The organism is Mangrovicella endophytica (genome assembly GCF_002893625.1).
In the GTDB taxonomy this organism is placed as follows: domain Bacteria; phylum Pseudomonadota; class Alphaproteobacteria; order Rhizobiales; family Rhizobiaceae; genus Mangrovicella; species Mangrovicella endophytica.
In genome coordinates this window covers 220294-241163 of sequence record NZ_PKMZ01000004.1, presented here as the reverse complement: position 1 = coordinate 241163, position 20870 = coordinate 220294, and the positions used below count along the sequence as shown (strand labels likewise).

Annotated in this window: 18 protein-coding genes; 15 read left to right on the top strand and 3 right to left on the bottom strand. The window is 66.9% G+C overall.

Annotated elements, in window-relative coordinates:
* Positions 1 to 2: 2 nt before the first annotated feature.
* From crtY to C0R46_RS12645, 3 genes are all read left to right on the top strand, one after another.
* Positions 3 to 1172, top strand: a complete 1170-nt coding sequence (gene crtY / locus C0R46_RS12655; RefSeq protein ID WP_102959993.1) for a lycopene beta-cyclase CrtY — start codon at positions 3 to 5, stop codon at positions 1170 to 1172.
* The gene (locus C0R46_RS12650) at positions 1169 to 2674 is read left to right on the top strand and encodes a phytoene desaturase (RefSeq protein WP_102959992.1); all 1506 of its coding nucleotides are present in this window, start codon (positions 1169 to 1171) and stop codon (positions 2672 to 2674) included. Before crtY ends, C0R46_RS12650 begins: the two co-directional genes overlap by 4 nt.
* Positions 2675 to 2744: 70 nt before the next feature.
* Positions 2745 to 3662, top strand: coding sequence for a phytoene/squalene synthase family protein (locus C0R46_RS12645; RefSeq protein WP_102960040.1), 918 nt, complete (start codon positions 2745 to 2747; stop codon positions 3660 to 3662).
* Positions 3663 to 3677: 15 nt separating this feature from the next.
* On the opposite strand, the gene C0R46_RS12640 is transcribed toward C0R46_RS12645, so the two are convergent.
* Together C0R46_RS12640 and C0R46_RS12635 are read right to left on the bottom strand one after the other, a co-directional pair.
* A complete protein-coding gene (locus C0R46_RS12640) occupies positions 3678 to 4199 on the bottom strand; it encodes a sterol desaturase family protein (RefSeq protein WP_102959991.1) in 522 nt (173 codons plus the stop codon).
* 122 nt (positions 4200 to 4321) lie between these two features.
* On the bottom strand, positions 4322 to 5269 hold the full coding sequence (locus C0R46_RS12635) for a LysR family transcriptional regulator (protein ID WP_102959990.1): 948 nt from the start codon (positions 5267 to 5269) through the stop codon (positions 4322 to 4324).
* A gap of 133 nt (positions 5270 to 5402) precedes the next feature.
* Here C0R46_RS12635 and C0R46_RS12630 point away from each other — a divergent pair, with 133 nt between their 5' ends.
* From C0R46_RS12630 to C0R46_RS12595, 8 genes are all read left to right on the top strand, one after another.
* Positions 5403 to 6446, top strand: a complete 1044-nt coding sequence (locus tag C0R46_RS12630) for a class 1 fructose-bisphosphatase (protein ID WP_102959989.1) — start codon at positions 5403 to 5405, stop codon at positions 6444 to 6446.
* Positions 6447 to 6464: 18 nt separating this feature from the next.
* Positions 6465 to 7340 (top strand): phosphoribulokinase, encoded by an 876-nt coding sequence (locus C0R46_RS12625; RefSeq protein ID WP_102959988.1) that lies wholly within the window; start codon positions 6465 to 6467, stop codon positions 7338 to 7340.
* 178 nt (positions 7341 to 7518) lie between these two features.
* Positions 7519 to 8598: a class II fructose-bisphosphate aldolase gene (fba, locus tag C0R46_RS12620; protein WP_102959987.1), complete on the top strand. Its 1080-nt coding sequence runs from the start codon at positions 7519 to 7521 to the stop codon at positions 8596 to 8598.
* Positions 8599 to 8634: 36 nt separating this feature from the next.
* Entirely contained in the window at positions 8635 to 10095 is a 1461-nt protein-coding gene (locus tag C0R46_RS12615; protein ID WP_102959986.1) for a form I ribulose bisphosphate carboxylase large subunit, read from the top strand.
* Positions 10096 to 10187: 92 nt separating this feature from the next.
* Positions 10188 to 10610, top strand: a complete 423-nt coding sequence (locus tag C0R46_RS12610) for a ribulose bisphosphate carboxylase small subunit (protein ID WP_102959985.1) — start codon at positions 10188 to 10190, stop codon at positions 10608 to 10610.
* Between the two features lie 66 nt (positions 10611 to 10676).
* Positions 10677 to 11630, top strand: a complete 954-nt coding sequence (gene cbbX, locus C0R46_RS12605; RefSeq protein ID WP_102959984.1) for a CbbX protein — start codon at positions 10677 to 10679, stop codon at positions 11628 to 11630.
* Positions 11627 to 12313: a ribulose-phosphate 3-epimerase gene (gene rpe, locus C0R46_RS12600; protein WP_102959983.1), complete on the top strand. Its 687-nt coding sequence runs from the start codon at positions 11627 to 11629 to the stop codon at positions 12311 to 12313. Before cbbX ends, rpe begins: the two co-directional genes overlap by 4 nt.
* Before the next feature lie 83 nt (positions 12314 to 12396).
* Entirely contained in the window at positions 12397 to 12687 is a 291-nt protein-coding gene (locus C0R46_RS12595) for a type II toxin-antitoxin system RelB/DinJ family antitoxin (RefSeq protein ID WP_102959982.1), read from the top strand.
* 482 nt (positions 12688 to 13169) lie between these two features.
* Here the strand turns inward: C0R46_RS12595 and C0R46_RS12590 are convergent, their stop codons facing one another.
* A complete protein-coding gene (locus C0R46_RS12590) occupies positions 13170 to 15698 on the bottom strand; it encodes a heavy metal translocating P-type ATPase (protein WP_102959981.1) in 2529 nt (842 codons plus the stop codon).
* A 194-nt stretch (positions 15699 to 15892) separates the two neighbouring features.
* Between C0R46_RS12590 and C0R46_RS12585 the strand changes: the two genes are divergently transcribed.
* The 4 genes from C0R46_RS12585 (at position 15893) to C0R46_RS12570 (ending at position 20820) form a co-directional block, all read left to right on the top strand.
* Positions 15893 to 17254: an ethanolamine ammonia-lyase subunit EutB gene (locus tag C0R46_RS12585; RefSeq protein ID WP_245413557.1), complete on the top strand. Its 1362-nt coding sequence runs from the start codon at positions 15893 to 15895 to the stop codon at positions 17252 to 17254.
* Between the two features lies 1 nt (position 17255).
* A complete protein-coding gene (gene eutC / locus C0R46_RS12580; protein WP_102960039.1) occupies positions 17256 to 18062 on the top strand; it encodes an ethanolamine ammonia-lyase subunit EutC in 807 nt (268 codons plus the stop codon).
* Positions 18063 to 18177: 115 nt separating this feature from the next.
* Complete coding sequence (locus C0R46_RS12575; RefSeq protein ID WP_102959979.1) at positions 18178 to 19698, top strand: amino acid permease; 1521 nt, start codon at positions 18178 to 18180, stop codon at positions 19696 to 19698.
* A 141-nt stretch (positions 19699 to 19839) separates the two neighbouring features.
* Complete coding sequence (locus tag C0R46_RS12570) at positions 19840 to 20820, top strand: aldo/keto reductase (RefSeq protein WP_102959978.1); 981 nt, start codon at positions 19840 to 19842, stop codon at positions 20818 to 20820.
* Positions 20821 to 20870: the final 50 nt, after the last annotated feature.

Here is a 20870-nt window from a genome sequence, read left to right as displayed (position 1 = left end):
CAATGCCCGATCGGGATTGCGACATCGCCCTCGTGGGCGGCGGCCTTGCCAACGGCCTCATTGCCTGGCGGCTGCGGCAGAGGCGTCCGGAGCTTTTGGTCCGCATCTTCGAGGCCGGCGCCATCGGCGGAAACCACACCTGGTCCTTCCATGCCGGCGACATCTCGGCGGAAACGGCGGCGTGGCTGGAGCCCTTTGTCTGCCATCGCTGGTCGGACTACGAGGTGCGCTTCCCCGCCCGCCGCCGCGTGATCGGCACCGGCTACCAGAGCGTCACGTCGGAGCGGTTCCGGCAGGTGCTCTCGGCGACGCTCGGCGATGCCATCGAGACGGGCTTTGCCGTAGAGCATCTGACGGCCAACACGGTGGTTCTGGCGGATGGCCGGACGATCCGGGCCGCGTGCGTCATCGATGGCCGCGGCTTTACACCGACGCCGCATCTGCAACTCGGCTTCCAAAAGTTCCTGGGGCAGGAGGCGGAACTCGCCGCACCACACAGGCTCGTCCGCCCGATCATCATGGACGCGACCGTGCCGCAGAGGGACGGTTATCGCTTCGTCTACGTGCTGCCGCTGTCGACGACCCGCCTCTTGGTCGAGGACACCTACTATGCCGACGGGCCGGACCTTGATCCGGATCGTCTCCGCACGTCGATCGACGCCTATCTTGCTTCCCACGGCTGGCAGATGAAGGCCGTCGAGCGAGAAGAGCACGGCGTCCTGCCGATCGCACTTGGCGGCGACATCCAGGCATTCTGGGAGGAGAAGCAGGGGCAGCCGTCGAGCGGGCTGGCCGCCGCACTGTTCCACCCGACCACCGGCTATTCGCTGCCCGACGCCGTGCGGCTCGCCGACTGCATTGCCGCCTTGCCCGACATCGCGTCGCCATCCGTCTTCACGACGATCCGCGACCATTCGATCGCGACCTGGAAGGAGCGTTCCTACTTCCGCATGCTGAACAAGCTTCTCTTTCTCGCCGGCGAGCCGGCCGAGCGCTACCGGATCCTCGAGCACTTCCACCGCCTGCCGGACGGCCTGATCGCCCGCTTCTATGCCGGGCGCCTGCGCCTGTCCGACAAGCTGCGCATCCTCAGCGGCAAGCCGCCGGTGCCGGTCGGCCGGGCCGTCAGGGTTCTCGCCGGCGCGGGTTTCTTCCGGAGGGCTGTCGCGTGAGCGCGGGGCGTGCCACCACGGCCGTCGTCATCGGCTCCGGCTTCGGGGGACTGGCGCTGGCGATCCGCCTGCAGGCTGCCGGCATCCAGACGACGCTGCTGGAGAAGCGCGACAAGCCCGGCGGGCGGGCTTACGTGTACGAGGACCAGGGGTTTACCTTCGATGCCGGACCGACGGTGATCACCGATCCCTCGGCGCTGGAGGAACTCTTCGCCGCCGCCGGCCGGCGCATGGCCGACTATGTCGAGCTGCTCCCGGTCTCGCCCTTCTACCGGCTGTGCTGGGAGGACGGCTACGCCTTCGACTACGGCAACAACCAGGCCGAGCTCGACCGGCAGATCGCCGCCAAGAGCCCGGCGGATGTCGACGGCTATCGCCGCTTCCTCGCCTATTCCAGGGCCGTCTTCGAGGAAGGCTACCTGAAGCTCGGCGCCGTGCCGTTCCTGAACTTCCGCGACATGATCCGCGCCGGGCCGCAACTCGCGCGCCTGCAGGCGTGGCGCAGCGTCTATTCCAAGGTGGCCCAGTTCATCGAGGATGATCAGCTGCGGCAGGCCTTCTCCTTCCATTCGCTGCTTGTGGGCGGCAATCCGTTCGCGACCTCGTCGATCTATGCGCTGATTCACGCGCTGGAGCGGCAATGGGGCGTCTGGTTCCCGCGCGGTGGCACCGGGGCTCTCGTCAGCGGCCTCGTCCGGCTCTTCACCGATCTCGGCGGCACGGTCCACCTCAACGCCGAAGTCGCCGAGATCGAGATGGCGGGCGAGCATGCGACCGCCTTCGTCACCAAAGACGGGCGGCGCTTTGCGGCCGATCGCGTCGCCTCCAATGCCGATGTCGTCCACACCTATGGCGATCTTCTCGGCGGCAGTGATCGCGGTCGGACGGAGGCGGCGCGGCTGAAGCGCCAGCGCTTCTCCATGTCGCTCTTCGTGATCTATTTCGGCCTCAGCCGGCATCATGAGCAGCTGGCCCATCACACCGTCTGCTTCGGGCCGCGCTATCGTCCGCTGATCGACGAGATTTTCCGCGGCGTCTCGCTGCCGGCGGATTTTTCGCTGTACCTCCACAGCCCCTGCGCCACCGATCCCTCGCTCGCCCCTGCGGGGGCGGGGAGCTACTATGTGCTGGCGCCGGTGCCCCATCTTGGCAATGCCGATATCGACTGGGCGGTGGAGGGGCCGCTCTACCGCGACCGCATCCTCTCCTACCTCGAAGCCCGCTACATGCCGAACCTCAAGTCCGAGCTGGTCACCAGCCGCATCTTCACCCCGGCCGATTTCAAGACCGAGCTGAATTCGCATCTGGGCTCGGCCTTCTCGCTCGACCCGGTGCTGACACAGAGCGCCTGGTTCCGGCCGCACAATCGCGACGACAGGATTGCCAATCTCTATCTCGTCGGCGCCGGCACGCATCCGGGCGCCGGCGTGCCCGGCGTCGTCGGCTCGGCCAAGGCGACGGCCGGGCTGATGATCGCCGACGCCGCCGCGTCCCCGGCTTGAGCACCTGATGGCCGACGCCGCGCCTCCGAGCCCCGCCGGCGCGAGTACGCCCGCGGCGGAGCTCGGCTCCATGGCAGCCGAGACCATTGCGGCGGGATCGAAAAGCTTTGCTGCCGCCGCGCGTCTGTTTGATCCCGCGACCCGGCGCAGCGCCATGCTGCTCTATGCCTGGTGCCGGCATTGCGACGATACCGTCGACGGGCAGGAGCTCGGCCATCGCCCCACGATCGCGGCGGCGGCCGCCAATGCCGCCTCAGCCGAAGCGCGTCTGGCCACGCTGCGCCGCGACACCGAGGCGGCGCTCGCGGGCAACCCGCCGTCGCATCCGGCCTTCCAGGCGCTGGCGGAAGTCGCCGCCCGCCATCACCTGCCGCCGGCCCTCGTGCTGTCGCACCTCGACGGCTATGCCATGGACGTCGCCGGTCGAACCTACCGCACCGAGGCCGACCTCCTCGAATATTGCTACGCCGTCGCGGGTGCCGTCGGTGTGATGATGGCGCGCGTGATGGGCGTCAGCGACGAGTCAGTGCTCGACCGAGCCTGTGACCTCGGCCTGGCCTTCCAACTCACCAACATCGCCCGCGACATCGTCGAGGATGCTGAGAATGGCCGCGTCTACCTGCCGGCGGAGTGGCTGGCCGAGGCGGGTGTGCCGGCCGATGCCGTCGCGGCGCCGGAAAACCGCGCGGCGATCGCAAGTCTGGCGCAGGGGCTGATCGTCCTCGCCGAGCCCTACTATGCCTCGGCGCTGGTCGGGCTGAAGGGGCTGCCGCTGCGCTCCGCCTGGGCGGTCGCGACCGCAAACGGCGTTTATCGCGAGATCGGCTTGCGGGTGGTGGCCAAGGGGCCGGCGGCCTGGGACGCGCGGATCTCGACCTCGAAGGCCGCCAAGCTGCGGCATGTCGCGCGCGGCTATGCCGCCGCACTCGCCTCGCGCATCGCGCCCGAGCCGCCGCGCGCGGCCAAGCTCTGGACGCGGCCGCGTTAGATTAGAGGCCGGCGGTCAGGAGCGCGGCGCTGCGGTCTCGTTGCGGCGCTCGGCCGCGACGGTGCCGGAACGCTTCAACTCCTCGCTCAGCCGGTCCACCGGCGGGGCGTAGAGGAAGCCGAAGGACACGGCGCCGTCCTTGCCCTTCACCGCATGATGGAGCCGGTGCGCCTGCACCAGGCGCTTGGCATAGCCCTTGTGCGGGATATGGCGGAACGGCCAGCGCTGATGCACCAGCCCATCATGCACGATGAAGTAGAACAGCCCATAGAGCGTGATGCCGGCGGCGATCGCAGTCACCAGCGGGTAGCCGTAACTGCCGATGAAGAAGAGCAGGATGGCGAAGAGCGCGAAGACGACGGCATAGAGGTCGTTCTTCTCGAACAGGCCCTCGTGCGGCTCGTGATGAGAGCGGTGCCAGCCCCAGCCCCAGCCATGCATGATGTATTTATGCGCGGCCCAGGCGACGCCTTCCATGGTGAGGAAGACCGCGAGCGCGACGGTGATCAGCACCGGCCAGCCGTTGACGTCCATCATCCCTGTCCTTGCTGTCGCATGAAGCCTGCAATCTAGCGGATAGAGGCAGCACGCTCCACCCGCCGGCACCGCTGATTGCGGGAGGCCGCTATGCGAGCGCAGTATCAGCTTCGGCCAACCTCTTAAGGCTTCGCGGTACTCGCGGCCGGATAGAGCGTTCCGATCAGCGGCAGATGCTCCGGCCCGTGTTGCGAGAGATAGGCGTGGAAGGCCTTCTCGGCCGGCGATTCCGCCCGGTCCTTGCGCGACACCACGAACCACTGCCGCCGCACCGGCATGTCGACGACGTCGAGGATGGCGAGCCGCCCCATCTCCACCTCGAAGCCGATCGTATGGGCGGAGATGAAGGCAATGCCGAGCCCGGCCATGACAGCCTGCTTGATCGTCTCGTTGGAGCCCATCTCGACGCTGTTTCGCTCCAGCGAGCCAGGCACGGAGGCGAAGAACAGCTCCAGCGACTTGCGGGTGCCGGAGCCCGGCTCGCGGATGATGATCGTCTCCTGCAGGAGGCGTGCCCGTGGAATCTGCCGCTCTCGCGTCAGCGGATGGTCCGGCCGCGCGATCATCACCAGCGGATGATCGCCAAAGACGGTCGACTGCGCCGGAAACTCCGTCGGCGCCTGGCCCATCAAGACGATGTCGAGCTCATAGGCGCCGAGCTTGGCGACAATGTCGGCACGGTTGCCGACCAAGAGCCGGATGTCGACATCGGGATGCTCGGCGCGAAAGCCGGCGATCAGCCGCGGCGCGAAGTACTTCGCTGTGGACACGACGCCGAGCCGGATCGAGCCGGCGCGCACGCCCTTCAAGGCGTCGAATTCGTCGTCGAGGGCACGCAGCACGGTGTCGACGGCATTCGCCGCCTTCAGCGCCGCCCGGCCCGCAGCGGTCAAGATCATGCCCTCGTTGGTGCGGTCGAACAACAGCAGCCCGCAGTCGCCCTCCAGCTGTTTTATCTGTAGGGTGACCGCCGGTGACGTCAGCCCGAGGACACGCGCCGCCGCGGCAATGGTGCCGTGCTGGTGGATGGCCTGGATCGACCGCAGCTGCCGAAGGGTCAGTGTCCTCATGACGCGCTAAGTTAGTTTTCCTTACCCTCACGGTAAAGAGAATAAATTTTACTTAACCAGCGGCCGTGTCCATCCTCATCCGTGACTTGGTGAACGGGGCCGCAGAGCTCCGACACCAAAGGGGAGGAATGACATGCCCTCGTCGCTCGACGCTTATCTCGGCTCCTATGCCGGCACGGACCCCCAGCGGGTCGCGGTGGCCGACACGCTGCGCCAGCTGGCCGGCGCGGCCGTGAAGGTCCGCAACACCATCATCCAGGGCGGCAGCGGCGAGAACCTCGGTGCCTCGCGCGAGGCGGCGAATGCCGGCGGCGACATCCAGAAGGAGCTCGACGTCGTTGCCGACCGCGTCTTCCTGGAGGCGGCCAGGGCGTCCTCCATCGCCTTCTACGGCTCCGAGGAGCAGGACGAGGCGGTCGCACTGAAGGCCGATGGGCTGCTCGCCATCGCCATCGACCCGCTCGACGGCTCGTCCAATATCGAGACCAACGTCTCGATCGGCACGATCTTCTCCATTCTGCCGGTCGATGCCGAGCATCGCAGCAATCCGGCCTCGGTCTTCCTGCAGCCGGGCTCCCGGCAGCTCGGCGCCGGCTTCTTCATCTACGGGCCGCAGCTCCTCCTGGTGATGAGCGTCGGCAACGGCACGCATGTCTTCTCCTTCTCGCCCTCCTTCGGTGGCTTCGTCGAGCTGCGCAGCTCGCTGTCGATCGCTGAAAAGGCGAGCGAGTTCGCCATCAACGCCTCGAACTACCGGCACTGGGACCCGGCGATCCGTCTCTATATCGACGACTGCCTCGCCGGGGCGGAAGGGCCGCGCGAGCGCGACTTCAACATGCGCTGGATCGCCTCGATGGTGGCTGACGCCTACCGCATCTTCGTGCGCGGCGGCATCTTCCTCTACCCGGGCGACGGGCGGAAGGGGTACGCCAAGGGCCGCCTGCGGCTCGTCTATGAGGCCAATCCGATCGCCTACTGCGTCGAGCAGGCCGGCGGCGGCGCCACGGACGGCCTGAACCGCATCCTCGACATCGTGCCGGACGGGCTGCACGCCCGCACGCCGCTGGTCTTCGGCTCCAAGCGCGAGGTCGAGCGCGTCGGCCGCTACGTCACCGATCCCGCTGCGATCGGAGAGCGCTCGCCGCTCTTCGGCAAGCGCAGCCTGTTCAGAGCCTGAGGAGAGCGACAGGCCGCCATGTCCGCCAAGCATCCCATCATCGCGATCACCGGCTCGTCCGGCGCCGGCACGACGTCCGTCAAGAAGACGTTCGAGCAGATCTTCCGGCGCGAGCAGGTGAATGCCGTCTACATCGAGGGCGATGCATTCCATCGCTACGACCGGCTGACGATGCGCGATCGCATGGCGGAGGCGGAGGCGAAAGGCGACCGGAACTTCTCCCACTTCAGCCCGGAGAACAACATCCTGGAGAAGCTGGAGGAGGTGTTCGAGGAGTATGGGCGCAAAGGGCGCGGCGAGACCCGCCACTACGTCCATGACGATGCCGAGGCGAAGATCTACGGAGCGGCGCCCGGCACCTTCAGCGACTGGTCGCCCTTCGACGCGGACTCGGACCTTCTCTTCTACGAGGGCCTGCACGGCTGCGTGCGCACCGACGGCATCGACGTCGCCCGGCATGTCGACCTGAAGATCGGCGTCGTACCGGTCATCAACCTCGAATGGATCCAGAAGATCCACCGGGACAAGGCGACGAGAGGCTATTCCACCGAAGCGGTCATGGATGTGATCCTGCGGCGGATGCCGGACTACGTGAAGTACATCTGTCCGCAGTTCACGCTGACCAACATCAACTTCCAGCGCGTGCCGATCGTCGACACGTCGAACCCCTTCATCGCGCGCTGGATCCCGACGCCCGACGAATCGATGATCGTCATCCGCTTCGCCAATCCGCGCGGCATCGACTTTCCCTACCTCCTGTCGATGATCCCCGGCAGCTTCATGTCGCGCGCCAACTCCATCGTCGCGCCGGGTGCCAAGCTCGACATCGCGATGCAGCTCATCCTGACCCCGCTGATCCTGCAGCTCATCGAGCGCAAGCGGAGGGCGTCATGACAATCAGACCCGCCGTATCGGCGGATCCTCCGGCTTAGACGCCGGAACAGAACAGTCGAAGTGCAGGGCATGACCGAACGCCGCGCGATCCGCGCCGGCGAAGGAGAGATCATGCGCTCGCCGTCCCGGATGAAGGGCGGCAGCCGGGCATCGGACGAGCAGGGAGGCTCAGACGAGAATGGCAAAGATCACGCTCAGGCAGTTGCTCGATGAGGCGGCGGAGGCCGGCTTTGGCGTTCCCGCCTTCAACATCAACAATATGGAGCAGGGGCTGGCGATCCTGGAGGCGGCCGACCGCTGCGACGCACCGGTGATCCTGCAGGCATCCCGCGGCGCCCGGACGTATGCCCGCGATATCATGCTGTCGAAGATGATGGACGCCCTGGTGGAGATGTATCCGCACATCCCCGTCTGCATTCATCAGGACCACGGCAACAACGAGGAGACTTGCCTGACGGCGATCCGCCACGGCTTCACCTCGGTGATGATGGACGGCTCGCTCGAGGCCGACATGAAGACGCCGGCCTCCTACGACTACAACGTCGTGATCACCGAACGGGTGACGCGCATGGCGCATTGGGTCGGTGCTTCCGTCGAGGGCGAGCTCGGCGTGCTCGGCTCGTTGGAAACGGGCGCCGGCGAGGCGGAGGACGGCCACGGCTTCGAGGGGCAACTGGGGCACGACCAGCTGCTGACCGATCCGGACCAGGCGGTGGACTTCGTCAGCCGCACCAGGGTCGACGCCCTGGCGATCGCCATGGGCACCTCGCACGGTGCCTACAAGTTCTCGCGCCGGCCGGACGGCGACATCCTCGCCATGAACGTCATCGAGGCGATTCACGAGAAGCTGCCCTCGACCCATCTCGTCATGCACGGCTCGTCCTCGGTGCCGCAGGAGCTGCAGGACGTCTTCAACCGCTACGGCGGCGACATGCCCCAGACCTGGGGCGTACCGGTGGAGGAGATCGAGCGCGGCATCCGTCACGGCGTGCGTAAGGTCAACATCGACACCGACTGCCGCATGGCGATGACCGGGCAGTTCCGAAGGGTCGCCATGGAGAACCCGCGCGAGTTCGATCCGCGCAAGTTCATGAAGCCGGCGATGGACGCGCTGCGCGACCTCTGCCTCGACCGCTACGAGCGCTTCGGCACCGCAGGGCGCGCCTCGCGCATCCGACCTGTGCCGCTCGACGACATGGCCGAGCGCTATCGGCGCGGGGAGCTCGACCCGCGCATCGAGATGCGGCGCGCCGCCTGAACACCTCCAACAGACACCACACCAAAGGAGACGGCCATGCAGGAGATCGCCCACACCATCAAGGGCAAGGACCGCTACCGGTCCGGCGTGATGGAATACAAGAAGATGGGCTACTGGGAGCCCGACTACGAGCCGAAGGACACCGACGTCATCGCCTGCTTCCGGATCACGCCGCAGGACGGCGTCGATCCGATCGAGGCGGCCGCGGCGGTCGCCGGCGAATCCTCAACGGCGACGTGGACCGTCGTCTGGACGGACCGGCTGACGGCGGCCGAGAAGTACCGGGCCAAGGCCTACCGTGTCGACGAGGTGCCGAACGCCGAAGGCCAGTACTTCGCCTACATCGCCTACGATCTCGACCTCTTCGAGCCCGGCTCGATCGCCAACCTGACGGCATCGATCATCGGCAACGTCTTCGGCTTCAAGCCGCTGAAGGCGCTGCGGCTGGAGGACATGCGGCTGCCGACCGCCTATGTGAAGACCTTCCAGGGGCCTGCCACCGGCATCGTCGTGGAGCGCGAGCGCCTCGACAAGTTCGGCCGGCCGCTGCTCGGCGCGACGGTGAAGCCCAAGCTTGGCCTGTCGGGGCGCAACTACGGCCGCGTCGTCTATGAGGCGCTGAAGGGCGGGCTCGACTTCACCAAGGACGACGAGAACATCAACAGCCAGCCCTTCATGGATTGGCGCGAGCGCTTCCTCTACTGCATGGAGGCGGTGAACAAGGCGCAGGCGGCCTCCGGCGAGATCAAGGGCACCTATCTCAACGTCACCGCCGCGACCATGGAGGACATGTACGAGCGCGCCGAGTTCGCCAAGCAGCTGGGCTCGACCATCGTCATGATCGATCTCGTGATCGGCTGGACGGCGATGCAGTCCATGGCCAAGTGGGCGCGCCGGAACAACATGATCCTGCATCTCCACCGCGCCGGCCACTCGACCTATACGCGGCAGAAGTCGCACGGCGTGTCCTTCCGCGTCATCGCCAAGTGGGCGCGGCTCGCCGGCGTCGACCACATCCATGCCGGCACGGTCGTCGGCAAGCTCGAAGGCGATCCGGCGACGACGCGGGGCTACTACGACGTCTGCCGCAACGAGTTCACCCGGCAGAACCTTGCCGACGGCATCTTCTTCGACCAGCCCTGGGCCTCGCTTAACAAGCTGATGCCGGTCGCCTCCGGCGGCATCCACGCTGGGCAGATGCACCAGCTGCTCGACCTTCTCGGCGAGGACGTGGTGCTGCAGTTCGGCGGCGGCACGATCGGCCACCCCATGGGCATCGCGGCCGGTGCCACCGCCAATCGCGTCGCGCTGGAATGCATGATCCTCGCCCGCAACGAGGGGCGCGACATCGTGCGCGAGGGACCGGACATCCTCGTCGAGGCGGCCAAGCACTGCACGCCGCTGCGCCAGGCGCTGGATACGTGGAAGGACGTGACCTTCAACTACGCCTCGACGGACTCGCCGGACTACCAGACGAGCGTCACCGCCGCCGCCTGACGCACTCGTCCGCGGCAGGCGCCGAGCCTGTCGCCTCCGCCTTCAACCCTTGTGGCCGGGCCGCTCCGCAGCGCCCGCCGATGGAGGATTTCATGCGCGTTACTCAAGGGACCTTCTCGTTCCTGCCCGACCTGACCGACGAGCAGATCACCGCCCAGGTGCAGTACTGCCTCGACAATGGCTGGGCGGTGAACATCGAATACACCGACGATCCCCATCCCCGGAACACGTACTGGGACATGTGGGGCCAGCCGATGTTCGACATTCCGGATGCCGCCGGCATCATGATGGAGCTCGCCGCCTGCCGGAAGGCGCACGGCCATCTCTACATCCGCCTGTCGGCCTTCGATTCCAGCCATGGCTGGGAGTCGGTGAAGCTTTCATTCCTGGTCAACCGGCCGGTCGAGGAACCGGGCTTTCGCCTCCGCCGCTCCGAAGGGGAGGGGCGCAACATCCGCTACACCACCGATCCTTATTCGACCGACCGCCCCGAAGGCTCCCGCTATCAGGGATAGTCGATCGACGGGCCGGCGCATCCTCCCAGCGTCGGCCCGACTTATTCACGAGAGGCAGGTCGCATCATGAGCGAGGCCCTGATCCGAGACACTGAGACGCCGGCAGCCGCGCCTGCCGGGACCGTCGATCTGCGCCGCGAATATGAGGAAGCCGGCGTCCGCGACGTGCTGGACGAGCTCGATCGCTCGCTGGTCGGCCTCGCGCCGGTGAAGAAGCGCATCCGGGAGACCGCTGCGCTGCTGCTCGTCGAGCGGGCCCGCCGTCGCCTTGGCCTCGCCCACGAGACGCCGACGCTGCACATGAGCTTCACCGGCAATCCCGGCACCGGCAAGACGACGGTGGCGCTCAGGATGGCCGATCTTCTCCACCGCCTCGGCTATGTCCGCAAAGGGCACCTTGTCTCGGTGACGCGCGACGATCTCGTCGGCCAGTATATCGGCCACACCGCGCCGAAGACGAAGGACATCCTGAAGAAAGCGATGGGTGGCGTCCTCTTCATCGACGAGGCCTATTATCTCTACCGCCCGGAGAACGAGCGCGACTACGGCCAGGAGGCGATCGAGATCCTCCTCCAGGTCATGGAGAACCAGCGCGACGACCTCGTCGTCATTCTCGCGGGCTATGCCGACCGGATGGACCGCTTCTTCGAGAGCAATCCCGGCTTCCGCTCACGCATCGCCCACCATATCGACTTCCCCGACTATTCCGATGCCGAGCTGCTGCAGATCTCCGTCGGCATGCTGGAGCGGCAGAACTACCACTTGAGCGCCGAGGCTGAGGCGATGCTCGCCCGCTATATCGAGCAGCGCCGCGCGCAGCCGCATTTCGCCAATGCCCGCTCCATGCGCAACGCGCTCGACCGGGCGCGGCTGCGCCAGGCGAACCGGCTCTTCGAGCGGTCGACCGGGCCGCTCGACGCCGAAACCCTGTCGCGGATCGAGGCGGAGGATATTGCGGCGAGCCGCGTCTTCGACCAGAAGCGTCCTGCCGCCGCCGAGCTGACCGAGGAGACCCGATGACCCGGCCGATCATCATTGCCCCGTCCATCCTGTCGGCGGATTTTTCCCGCCTCGGCGAGGAGGTGGCCGCCGTCGATCGCACCGGCGCCGACTGGATCCATCTCGACGTCATGGACGGCCACTTCGTGCCGAACATCACCTTCGGCCCGCCGGTGGTGAAGGCGATCCGCCCGGCCTCGACCAAGCTCTTCGACTGCCACCTGATGATCGAGCCCTGCGATCCGTTTCTGGAGGCCTTCGCCGCGGCCGGTGCCGACCTCATCACCGTGCATGCCGAGGCGACGACCCATCTCGACCGCTCGCTGCAGGCGATCCGCGCGCTCGGCAAGAAGGCGGGCGTCTCGCTGAACCCGTCGACGCCGGAAAGCGTCATCGAATATGTGCTCGACCGCCTCGACCTCGTCCTCTTGATGACGGTCAATCCGGGCTTCGGCGGCCAGGCTTTCATCCCGTCCGTCGTGGAGAAGATCCGGCGGGTGCGCGCGATGATCGGCGACCGCCCGATCGATATCGAGATCGATGGCGGCGTCACGCCGGAGACCGCGCCGCTGGTCACCGAGGCCGGCGCCAACGTCCTCGTCGCCGGCTCGGCCATCTTCAAGGGCGGCACGCCGGCCCATTACGAGGCCAATATGCGGGCCATCCGCGCAGCCGCCGAGGGGGCGTTGGCGAAGGCGGCTTGAGGTCAGAGCTTCGGCGCTTGCGCGGCATACGCCGGCGATCCATCTTCAGGGCAGGAGATCCGCTCGTGTCCGGTTCGTCATCGATGCTGCACGTCCCCTTGGACAAGGAGACCGAAGCCAAGGCAACGGCTGCACTGTCCGCCGTCGGGTTGTCGGTGCCTGAAGCCGTCCGCTTGTTCCTGCACCGGGTTGCCGCCGACCAGGGGCTTCCGCTGGAACTGAAGGTCCCAAACGCGGAAACACGCTCTGCCATGGCGGAGGCCGACACTCTCGCTCGGGAAGGCCGAGCGCGCTTTGGGGACGCAGAGACTTTGCTGACGGGCCTTGAAGAAGAGCGCCGGGGGCTGAAGGCATTAGGAGCATTAGCCGGATGAGGCACGTGCGACAAACCAACAGGAGCAGTGGTTGTGGTCCAGCCTGCATCGCGATGATCGCGAATGTAGATGAGCAAGCTGCCCAACTCGCGATGTTTCCCGATTGCAGGACAAGAAGTTTCCGGTCGCAATGGGGGGACATCAAGGCCGCCCTTGACCGCTTGTCAGCTCCGCATGAACCTCGAGCCAAACCCGCAGCAAGCTGGACGGCCATTCGCAAACTGTCGATAGTCGCCTGCGGGCTCGACAAAGACGAGAATTGGCATTGGGTCGTGTTCGATCCCGAAAAGCAGCTAGTCTATGACCCTCTCAAAGAGGAGGCAGTTGCACCTTCGAGGGTACGTCGTAAGCCTTTCTCCTATCTTGCTGTGAGCGAGATACAGTGACCGTTCTAGTTTTCTTTGCAGGCTGATAAGGTGTCGGTCTCTTTCGGCAGGTTGCATGCCGATCTCTTCGAAGAGTAGGCCGGTCCGCCAGGCTTGCTACAGCTTCACCGTCCGCAGCCGCAGCGCATTGGCGATGACCGACACGGAGGAGAGGCTCATCGCCGCCGCCGCCAGCATCGGCGACAAGAGCATGCCAAAGACGGGATAGAGCACGCCCGCCGCCACCGGCACGCCGATGACGTTGTAGGCGAAGGCGAAGAACAGGTTCTGCTTGATGTTGCGGATCGTCGCCTTGGCGAGGCGGCGCGCCCGCACGATGCCGTTGAGATCGCCCTTCACCAGCGTGATGCCGGCGCTTTCCATTGCGACGTCCGCGCCCGTGCCCATGGCGATGCCGACATCGGCGACGGCGAGCGCCGGCGCGTCGTTGACGCCGTCGCCGGCGACCGCGACCGTCGCGCCGCTCCGCCGCAGCTCCTCCACCAGCGCCTGCTTGCCCTCTGGCAGCATCGAGGCGCGAACCTCGTCGATGCCGAGCTGGCGCGCCACGACCTCGGCCGTCTTGGCCGTGTCGCCCGTCGCCATGATGACGCGGATGCCGCTGGCATGGAGGGCGCGGATCGCCTCGGCACTGGTTGCCTTGATCGGATCGGCAACGGCGACGATGCCGGCCGCCGCTCCGTCGACGCTGACGAACATCGCCGTCTTGCCCTCGGCCTGCAGGCGCTCGACCTCGCCGGCGAAGGCACCGAAATCGATGCCGTCCATCATCGCGCGGTTACCGAGCGCGACGCGCCGGCCATCCACCGTGCCGCTGACGCCCTTGCCGGTCGTCGCCTCGAAGTCCGTCGCATCCTGGAGCGTGGCGCCGCGCGCCCTGGCGCCGTCGACGATCGCTTCGGCCAGCGGGTGCTCCGAGCCGCGTTCGAGGCTCGCGGCCAGCGACAGGAGCGTGCTCTCGTCGCCGCCCGCGGCGATGACGTCGGTGAGCGTCGGGCGCCCCTCCGTCAGCGTACCAGTCTTGTCCACCACCAGCGTGTCGACGGTCGCGAAGCGCTCCAGCGCCTCGGCCTCGCGAATGAGGACGCCGGCGCCGGCGCCGCGACCGGTCGCCGTCATGATCGACATGGGGGTCGCGAGACCCAGCGCGCAGGGGCAGGCGATGATCAGCACGGAGACCGCGGCGACGATCGCATGGACCATCGAGGGCTGTGGACCGAAGATCGCCCAGACCGCAAAGGCGAGGACCGCGACGGCGACGACCGCCGGCACGAAAACGCCGGCGACCCTGTCGGCCAATCCCTGGATCGGCGCGCGCGAGCGCTGCGCCTTGCCCACCATCTCGACGATGCGCGACAGCGTCGTCTCGGCGCCGACCTTCTCGGCCCGCATCGTAAGCGAGCCGTTCCGGTTCAGCGTGCCGCCGGTGAGCGGCGCCCCTTCAGTCTTCTCCACCGGCACCGGCTCGCCGGTGATCATGCTCTCGTCGACCGCCGAGCGACCGTCGATGACAGTGCCGTCGACGGGGATGCGCTCGCCCGGCCGGATGCGCAGCCGGTCGCCGGAGACGACGTCGCCGAGCGGCACGTCGTGCTCTGTCCCGTCGGCAGCGATCCGCCGCGCCGTCGCCGGTGCGAGGTCGAGCAGGGCGCGGATCGCCGATCCCGTGCGCTCACGCGCCTTCAATTCGAGGATCTGGCCGAGGAAGATCAGCGCCACGATCACCGTTGCGGCCTCGTAGTAGACCGGCACGGTACCGATTCCGGCCTCATGGTCCATGCCGCCGGCCATTCCGGGCATCGCGTCGGCGCGGAACGAAGCCGGGAAGAGGCCGGGGAAGAAGGTAGCGACGAGGCTGTAGCCATAGGCCGCGCCGACGCCGATCGCGATCAGCGTCCACATATTGGGGCTGCGGTTGACGATCGACTGCCAGCCGCGCCGGAAGAAGGGCAGCGCCGCCCATAGCACCACGGGGGTCGCGAGGATCAGTTCGGCGAAGACGGCGGTGCGCTCGCCGAGCCAGGCCCGGAACGGCAAGCCGACCATCGGTCCCATGGTGAGGAGAAGCAGCGGCAGGGCGCAGACGAGACTCACCCAGAAGCGGCGGGTGAAATCGACGAGCTCCGGATTCGGCCCGATGCCGCCGGCGGGCACGCCCATCGGCTCCAGCGCCATGCCGCATTTCGGACAATCGCCGGGCGCGTCGCGGATGATCTCCGGATGCATCGGGCAGGTGTATTGCGTGCCCGCGGGTGCCGGCTCTGCCTTCGGACGTTCGCCGCGATAGCGCTCCGGATCGGCCTCGAACTTGGCGAGGCACCCTGCTGAGCAGAAGTAGAACTTCTCGCCGTCATGGCGCTTGAAGTGGCGGGCGCTCGCACGGTCGACGTTCATACCGCAGACCGGATCCTTGGCGGTCAGGTAGGACCCGGGATCAGCCTCGAACTTGGCGCGGCAGCCGGCGCAGCAGAAGTGGTAGTCGCGCCCCTCATAATGCGCGGTCGGCTTTCCTGCCGCTGGATCGACCGTCATCCCGCAGACGGGATCGCGCGTAACCACATCCGCAACCGGAGCGGCGCCGTGATCGTGCTGATGGTCGTGATGGTGATGGGTGCTGGATGTCATCGCTGAGCTGCCGGATCGGGATCGTCAAAGGCCGCCTGTTTAGATGGGGCTTCCTGCAACTGGAAGGTCAAGCCTGCCTGTTCGCTCTTGCAGAGCGGCGCCGTTTGCCGTGAAGTGAGGCACGGGTTTGAACTGCCTCTTCGACAGGCGCTGTGACAGGCGCCGGTTCGCCGGCAGCGGGAATGGCTGATGGCATGAACGTGGATCTCTCACTGAAGACGCTGATGGCAAAAGCGTCGCCGGCGCGTTCCGGCGATTTCCTGGCCGGCCTCGCCGCCGAAAGCCAGGAGGAGCGCGTGCGCGCCCAGCGCCGCTTGGCCGATGTGACGCTTGCCGAGATTCTGGAGGAGCCGCTGATCGCCCCGGAAGGCGACGAGGTCTCGCGACTCATCCTCGCGCAGCATGACGCGACCTCCTTTGCGTCGATCCGCAACTGGTCGGTCGGCGAGTTCCGCGACTGGCTGCTGGCCGCCGATGGCGAGGCGATTGCGGCTCTGAAATGGGCGCTGACGCCGGAGATGGTCGCCGCCGTCTCGAAGATCATGCGCAACCAGGACCTCATCGCGGTCGCGCGCAAGCGGCGCGTCGTCACCGCCTTCCGCACCACCGTCGGCCTGCCCGGGCGGCTGTCCGTTCGCATCCAGCCGAACCACCCGACGGACGATCCGAAGGGCGTCGCCGCCTCGATCCTCGATGGCCTTCAGTTCGGCTGCGGCGACGCGGTGATCGGCATCAATCCGGCGACGGACAGCCCGGCAGCGATGCGCCGCCTGCTGGAGCTGATCGAGGATCTGTGCCAGCGCCTGGAATGTCCGGTGCAGTCCTGCGTCCTTGCCCATGTCACCACCGCGCTGCAGTGCATGGAGCGGCAGGCGCCCGTCGATCTCGTCTTCCAGTCGATCGCGGGCTCTGAGAAGGCCAACGCCTCCTTCGGCATCAACCTGTCAATGCTGCGCGAGGCGCATGAAGCGGCCTTGGCGCTCGGGCGCGGCACGGTCGGATCGAACGTCATGTATTTCGAGACCGGCCAGGGGGCGGCGCTCTCGGCCGATGCCCATCACGGTGTCGACCAGCAGACGATGGAGACGCGCGCTTATGCGGTGGCGCGCGAGTTCGACCCGCTTCTCGTCAACACCGTCGTCGGCTTCATCGGGCCGGAATATCTCTATGACGGCAAGGAAATCATTCGTGCCGGTCTGGAGGATCACTTCTGCGCCAAGCTGCTCGGCGTGCCGATGGGCGTCGACGTCTGCTACACCAACCATGCCGAAGCCGACCAGAACGACATGGATACGCTGCTGACGCTGCTCGGCGTTGCCGGCTGCAACTTCATCATGGGCGTCCCGGGATCGGACGACATCATGCTGAACTACCAGTCGACCTCCTATCATGACGCTGCCTATGCCCGCGAAACGCTGGAGCTTCGCGCCGCGCCGGAGTTCGAGGCCTGGGCGCAAGGGATGGGCATCTTCGATGCGGCGGGCCGGCTGCGCGGCGCCGGCGAGGACCGCTCCGGCGAGCTGCTCGGCCGCTCGCGCCTCCTCGAGCTCGCCTGAGATGGCGGACAATCCCCTCCGCCCGCCGGTTCCTGCGCATCCGCTGCGGGCTCTGCGACGCTTCACCGACGCGCGGATCGGCCTCGGCCGCCAGGGCGCCGGCCTGCCGACCGCCGCGCATCTCGACTTCGCCGAAGCGCATGCGAGAGCCCGCGATGCCGTGCATGCGCCCTTCGATGCCGCCGGCATTGCCGAGGTGCTGCAGGCGCAGGGGATCGCCACGCTCACCGTAGACAGCGAAGCCGGCGATCGCGCCACCTATCTGAGGCGTCCCGACCTCGGCCGGCGCCTCGCCAGCGGCTCTGCCACGACGCTGCAGGCCGGGGCGTCCGGCGAGAGCTGCGATCTTGCGCTGATCATCGCCGACGGCCTCTCGGCCTATGCGGTGAACCTCTATGCCGCCGATCTTGCCGCCGCGATCCTGAGGCTGGTGCCGCAGAGCTGGCGTGTCGCGCCGGTGGTGCTGGCGAGCCATGCGCGCGTGGCCTTGTCCGATCCGGTCGGGGCAGCGCTCGGCGCGCGCATCGCCTTGATGCTGATCGGCGAGCGCCCCGGTCTTTCGGCGGCCGACAGCCTCGGTGCCTATCTCACTTTCGATCCCAAGCCCGGACGTAGCGACGCGAATCGCAACTGCGTTTCCAACATCCGAAGCGGCGGGCTGACGCCGGAGCTGGCGGCGGTGAAGATCGCCGGGCTCCTCAAGCGCTCGGCGAGCCTCGGCCTCAGCGGCACCGCCCTGAAAGACGACGAAGGGCTCATCGAAGGCGAGCCTGCGTCCAATCCGTTGCTTGGGCGGCCGCCGTCATGATGCGCATTCGCCTGTATCTTTATTGGGCATTTGCCTAATTCATCATAGTTGACGCCAGCAAAAATCCCCAATCACTATGGTCTCGGGAGGCCATAGTTCTTCGGAGACCAAGAGAATGGCGGGCGATCCAAGCATCCAGTACCGTACTGCCGAAAGCGGCTACTTCGAAAAACGCGGCCTCAGTCGCTATGCCGGTGTCTGGTCGCTATGGGCGCTCGGCGTCGGGGCGGTGATCTCCGGCCACTTCTCCGGCTGGAACTTCGGCTTCGCCACCGGCGGCTGGGGCGGCATGCTCGTCGCCGGCATGATCATCGCGGTCATGTATCTCGGCCTGACCTTCTCCATCGCCGAGATGAGCCCGGCGCTGCCGCATACGGGCGCCGCCTATTCCTTCGCCCGCACGGCGATGGGGCCGTGGGGCGGCTTCATCACGGGCCTCTGCGAGAACGTCGAATACGTCCTGACACCGGCCGTGGTGGTGACCTTCATCACCGCCTATGTGAATTCGATCCTCGGGCTGGACGCGGCCTATTCGCCCTTCATCTGGATCGTCTTCTACGCCATCTTCCTGGCGCTCAACGTCTTCGGGCTCGAGCTCTCCTTCAAGGTGACGCTGGTCGTCACGCTGATCTCGCTCGCCGTCCTCGTCTTCTTCTGGATCAGCGCCATTCCCAACATGGACTTCGGGCGGTGGGCGCTGAACATCGGCGTTGGCCCGGACGGCGCGGCGGTCGAGCTTCCCGAAGGCAACGGTCCGTGGTTCCCCTTCGGCCTCTCGGGCGTCCTCGCGACGCTGCCTTTCGCCGTCTGGCTGTTTCTCGCCATCGAGCAGCTTCCGCTCGCGGCCGAGGAGTCGGTCGATCCGAAGCGCGACATGCCGCGCGGCATCATCCTCGGCATGCTGACTTTGATGCTGTCGGCCTTCATGATCGTGCTCCTCAACCCGTCGCTGCCGGGCGTCGGCGCCTTCCACCTGGGTTCGGCGCTGGAGCCGCTGCTCGACGGCTTCAAGGCCGTATATGGCGACGGTGGCGTCGTGCTGCTCGGCATCGTCGCGCTGACCGGCCTCATCGCCAGCTTCCACACCATCCTCTATGCGCAGGGGCGGCAGGTCTATTCGCTGTCGCGGGCCGGCTACTTCCCGACCGCCCTGTCAGTGACGCACCCGACCTACAAGACGCCCTATGTCGCGATGATCGCCGGCGCCCTCGTCGGGCTCGGCGTGATGCTGGCGATCTGGTTTGCGCTCGGAGCGTCCGAAGGCGGCAGCGCCATCGGCAGCGTCCTCCTCAACATGGCGGTGTTTGGCGCGATGTTCTCCTACATCATGCAGGCCATCTCCTTCATCCTATTGCGTCGGAACATGCCGGCGATGGAGCGGCCCTTCCGCTCGCCGCTCGGCGTACCGGGCGCGGTGCTGACGATCATCATCGCCGTGGTGACGCTCGGCTATCAGGTGCAGGATCCGAACTTCTCCAAAGGCGTGCTCTGGGTCGCCGTCTGGTTTGCCGTCGCCATCGCCTATTTCGCGCTGGTCGGCCGGCACCGGCTGATCCTCTCGCCTGAGGAGGAGTTCGCCATCGAGCATGCCCGCGCCGGCACCACGCCGGCTCCGCTCAGCACCGTGGCACCGTAAGCCAGACGCGGGGCGCCGAGGCCTCGCCAGTCATCGAACAACATGGCGGCTGTCGGCTTTCCTCCGGCGGCCGCCGTTCCATCTGAGGGCGGGAACGGCGCTCCTCCCATGGATCGGCGCCGGCCGCCTGTGAGGACTGCCATGAAAACCGTAAAACTCGGCCGCACCGGCCTCGACATCTCGCCTTTGTGCCTAGGCTGCATGAGCTATGGCGTGCCGGAGCGGGGGACCCACCCCTGGTCGCTGCCGGAGGAGGAGAGCCGTCCCTTCATCCGCCGCGCGATCGAACTCGGGATCAACTTCTTCGACACGGCCAATGTCTATTCCGACGGCACCAGTGAGGAGATCGTCGGCCGGGCGCTGAAGGACTTCGGCCGCCGCGACGAGCTGGTCATCGCCACCAAGGTCAACGGCCGCATGCATGAAGGACCGAACGGGCAGGGGCTCTCGCGCAAAGCGATCTTCACCGAGATCGACAATAGCCTGCGCCGTCTCGGCACCGACTATGTCGATCTCTACCAGATCCACCGCTGGGACTATTCGGTTCCGCTCGAGGAGACGCTGGAAGCGCTGCACGACGTGGTGAAGGCCGGCAAGGCCCGCTATATCGGCGCCTCCTCCATGCATGCCTGGCAGTTCGCCAAGGCGCTGTTCCTCGCCGAGCAGCACGGCTGGACGCGCTTCGTCACCATGCAGAACCACCTCAATCTCCTCTACCGCGAGGAGGAGCGCGAGATGCTGCCGCTCTGCGCCGATCAGGGCATCGGCGTCATCCCGTGGAGCCCGCTGGCGCGGGGGCGTCTCACCCGTGACTGGGCGGCTGAAACGAAGCGATCGGATACCGATGCCTTCGGCAAGACGCTCTACCAGAAGGACGCCGATGCCGAGCGCGCGGTCATCGAGGCCGTGGCGGCGGTCGCGGCCGAGCGCGGCGTGCCGCGGGCACAGATCGCGCTCGCCTGGGTGCGTGGCAAGCCGGAAGTCAGCGCGCCAATCGTCGGCGCAACCAAGATGCAGCATCTGGAGGATGCCGTCGCCTCGCTCGCCATCGAGCTGACGCCCGAGGAGATCGCGCGGCTGGAGGCGCCGTACCGGCCGCAGGCCGTCGCCGGCTTCAGCTGAGCCTTTGCGGAAGGCGGACGCCGGCTTCAGCGGAACGGACTGAGAAGCAT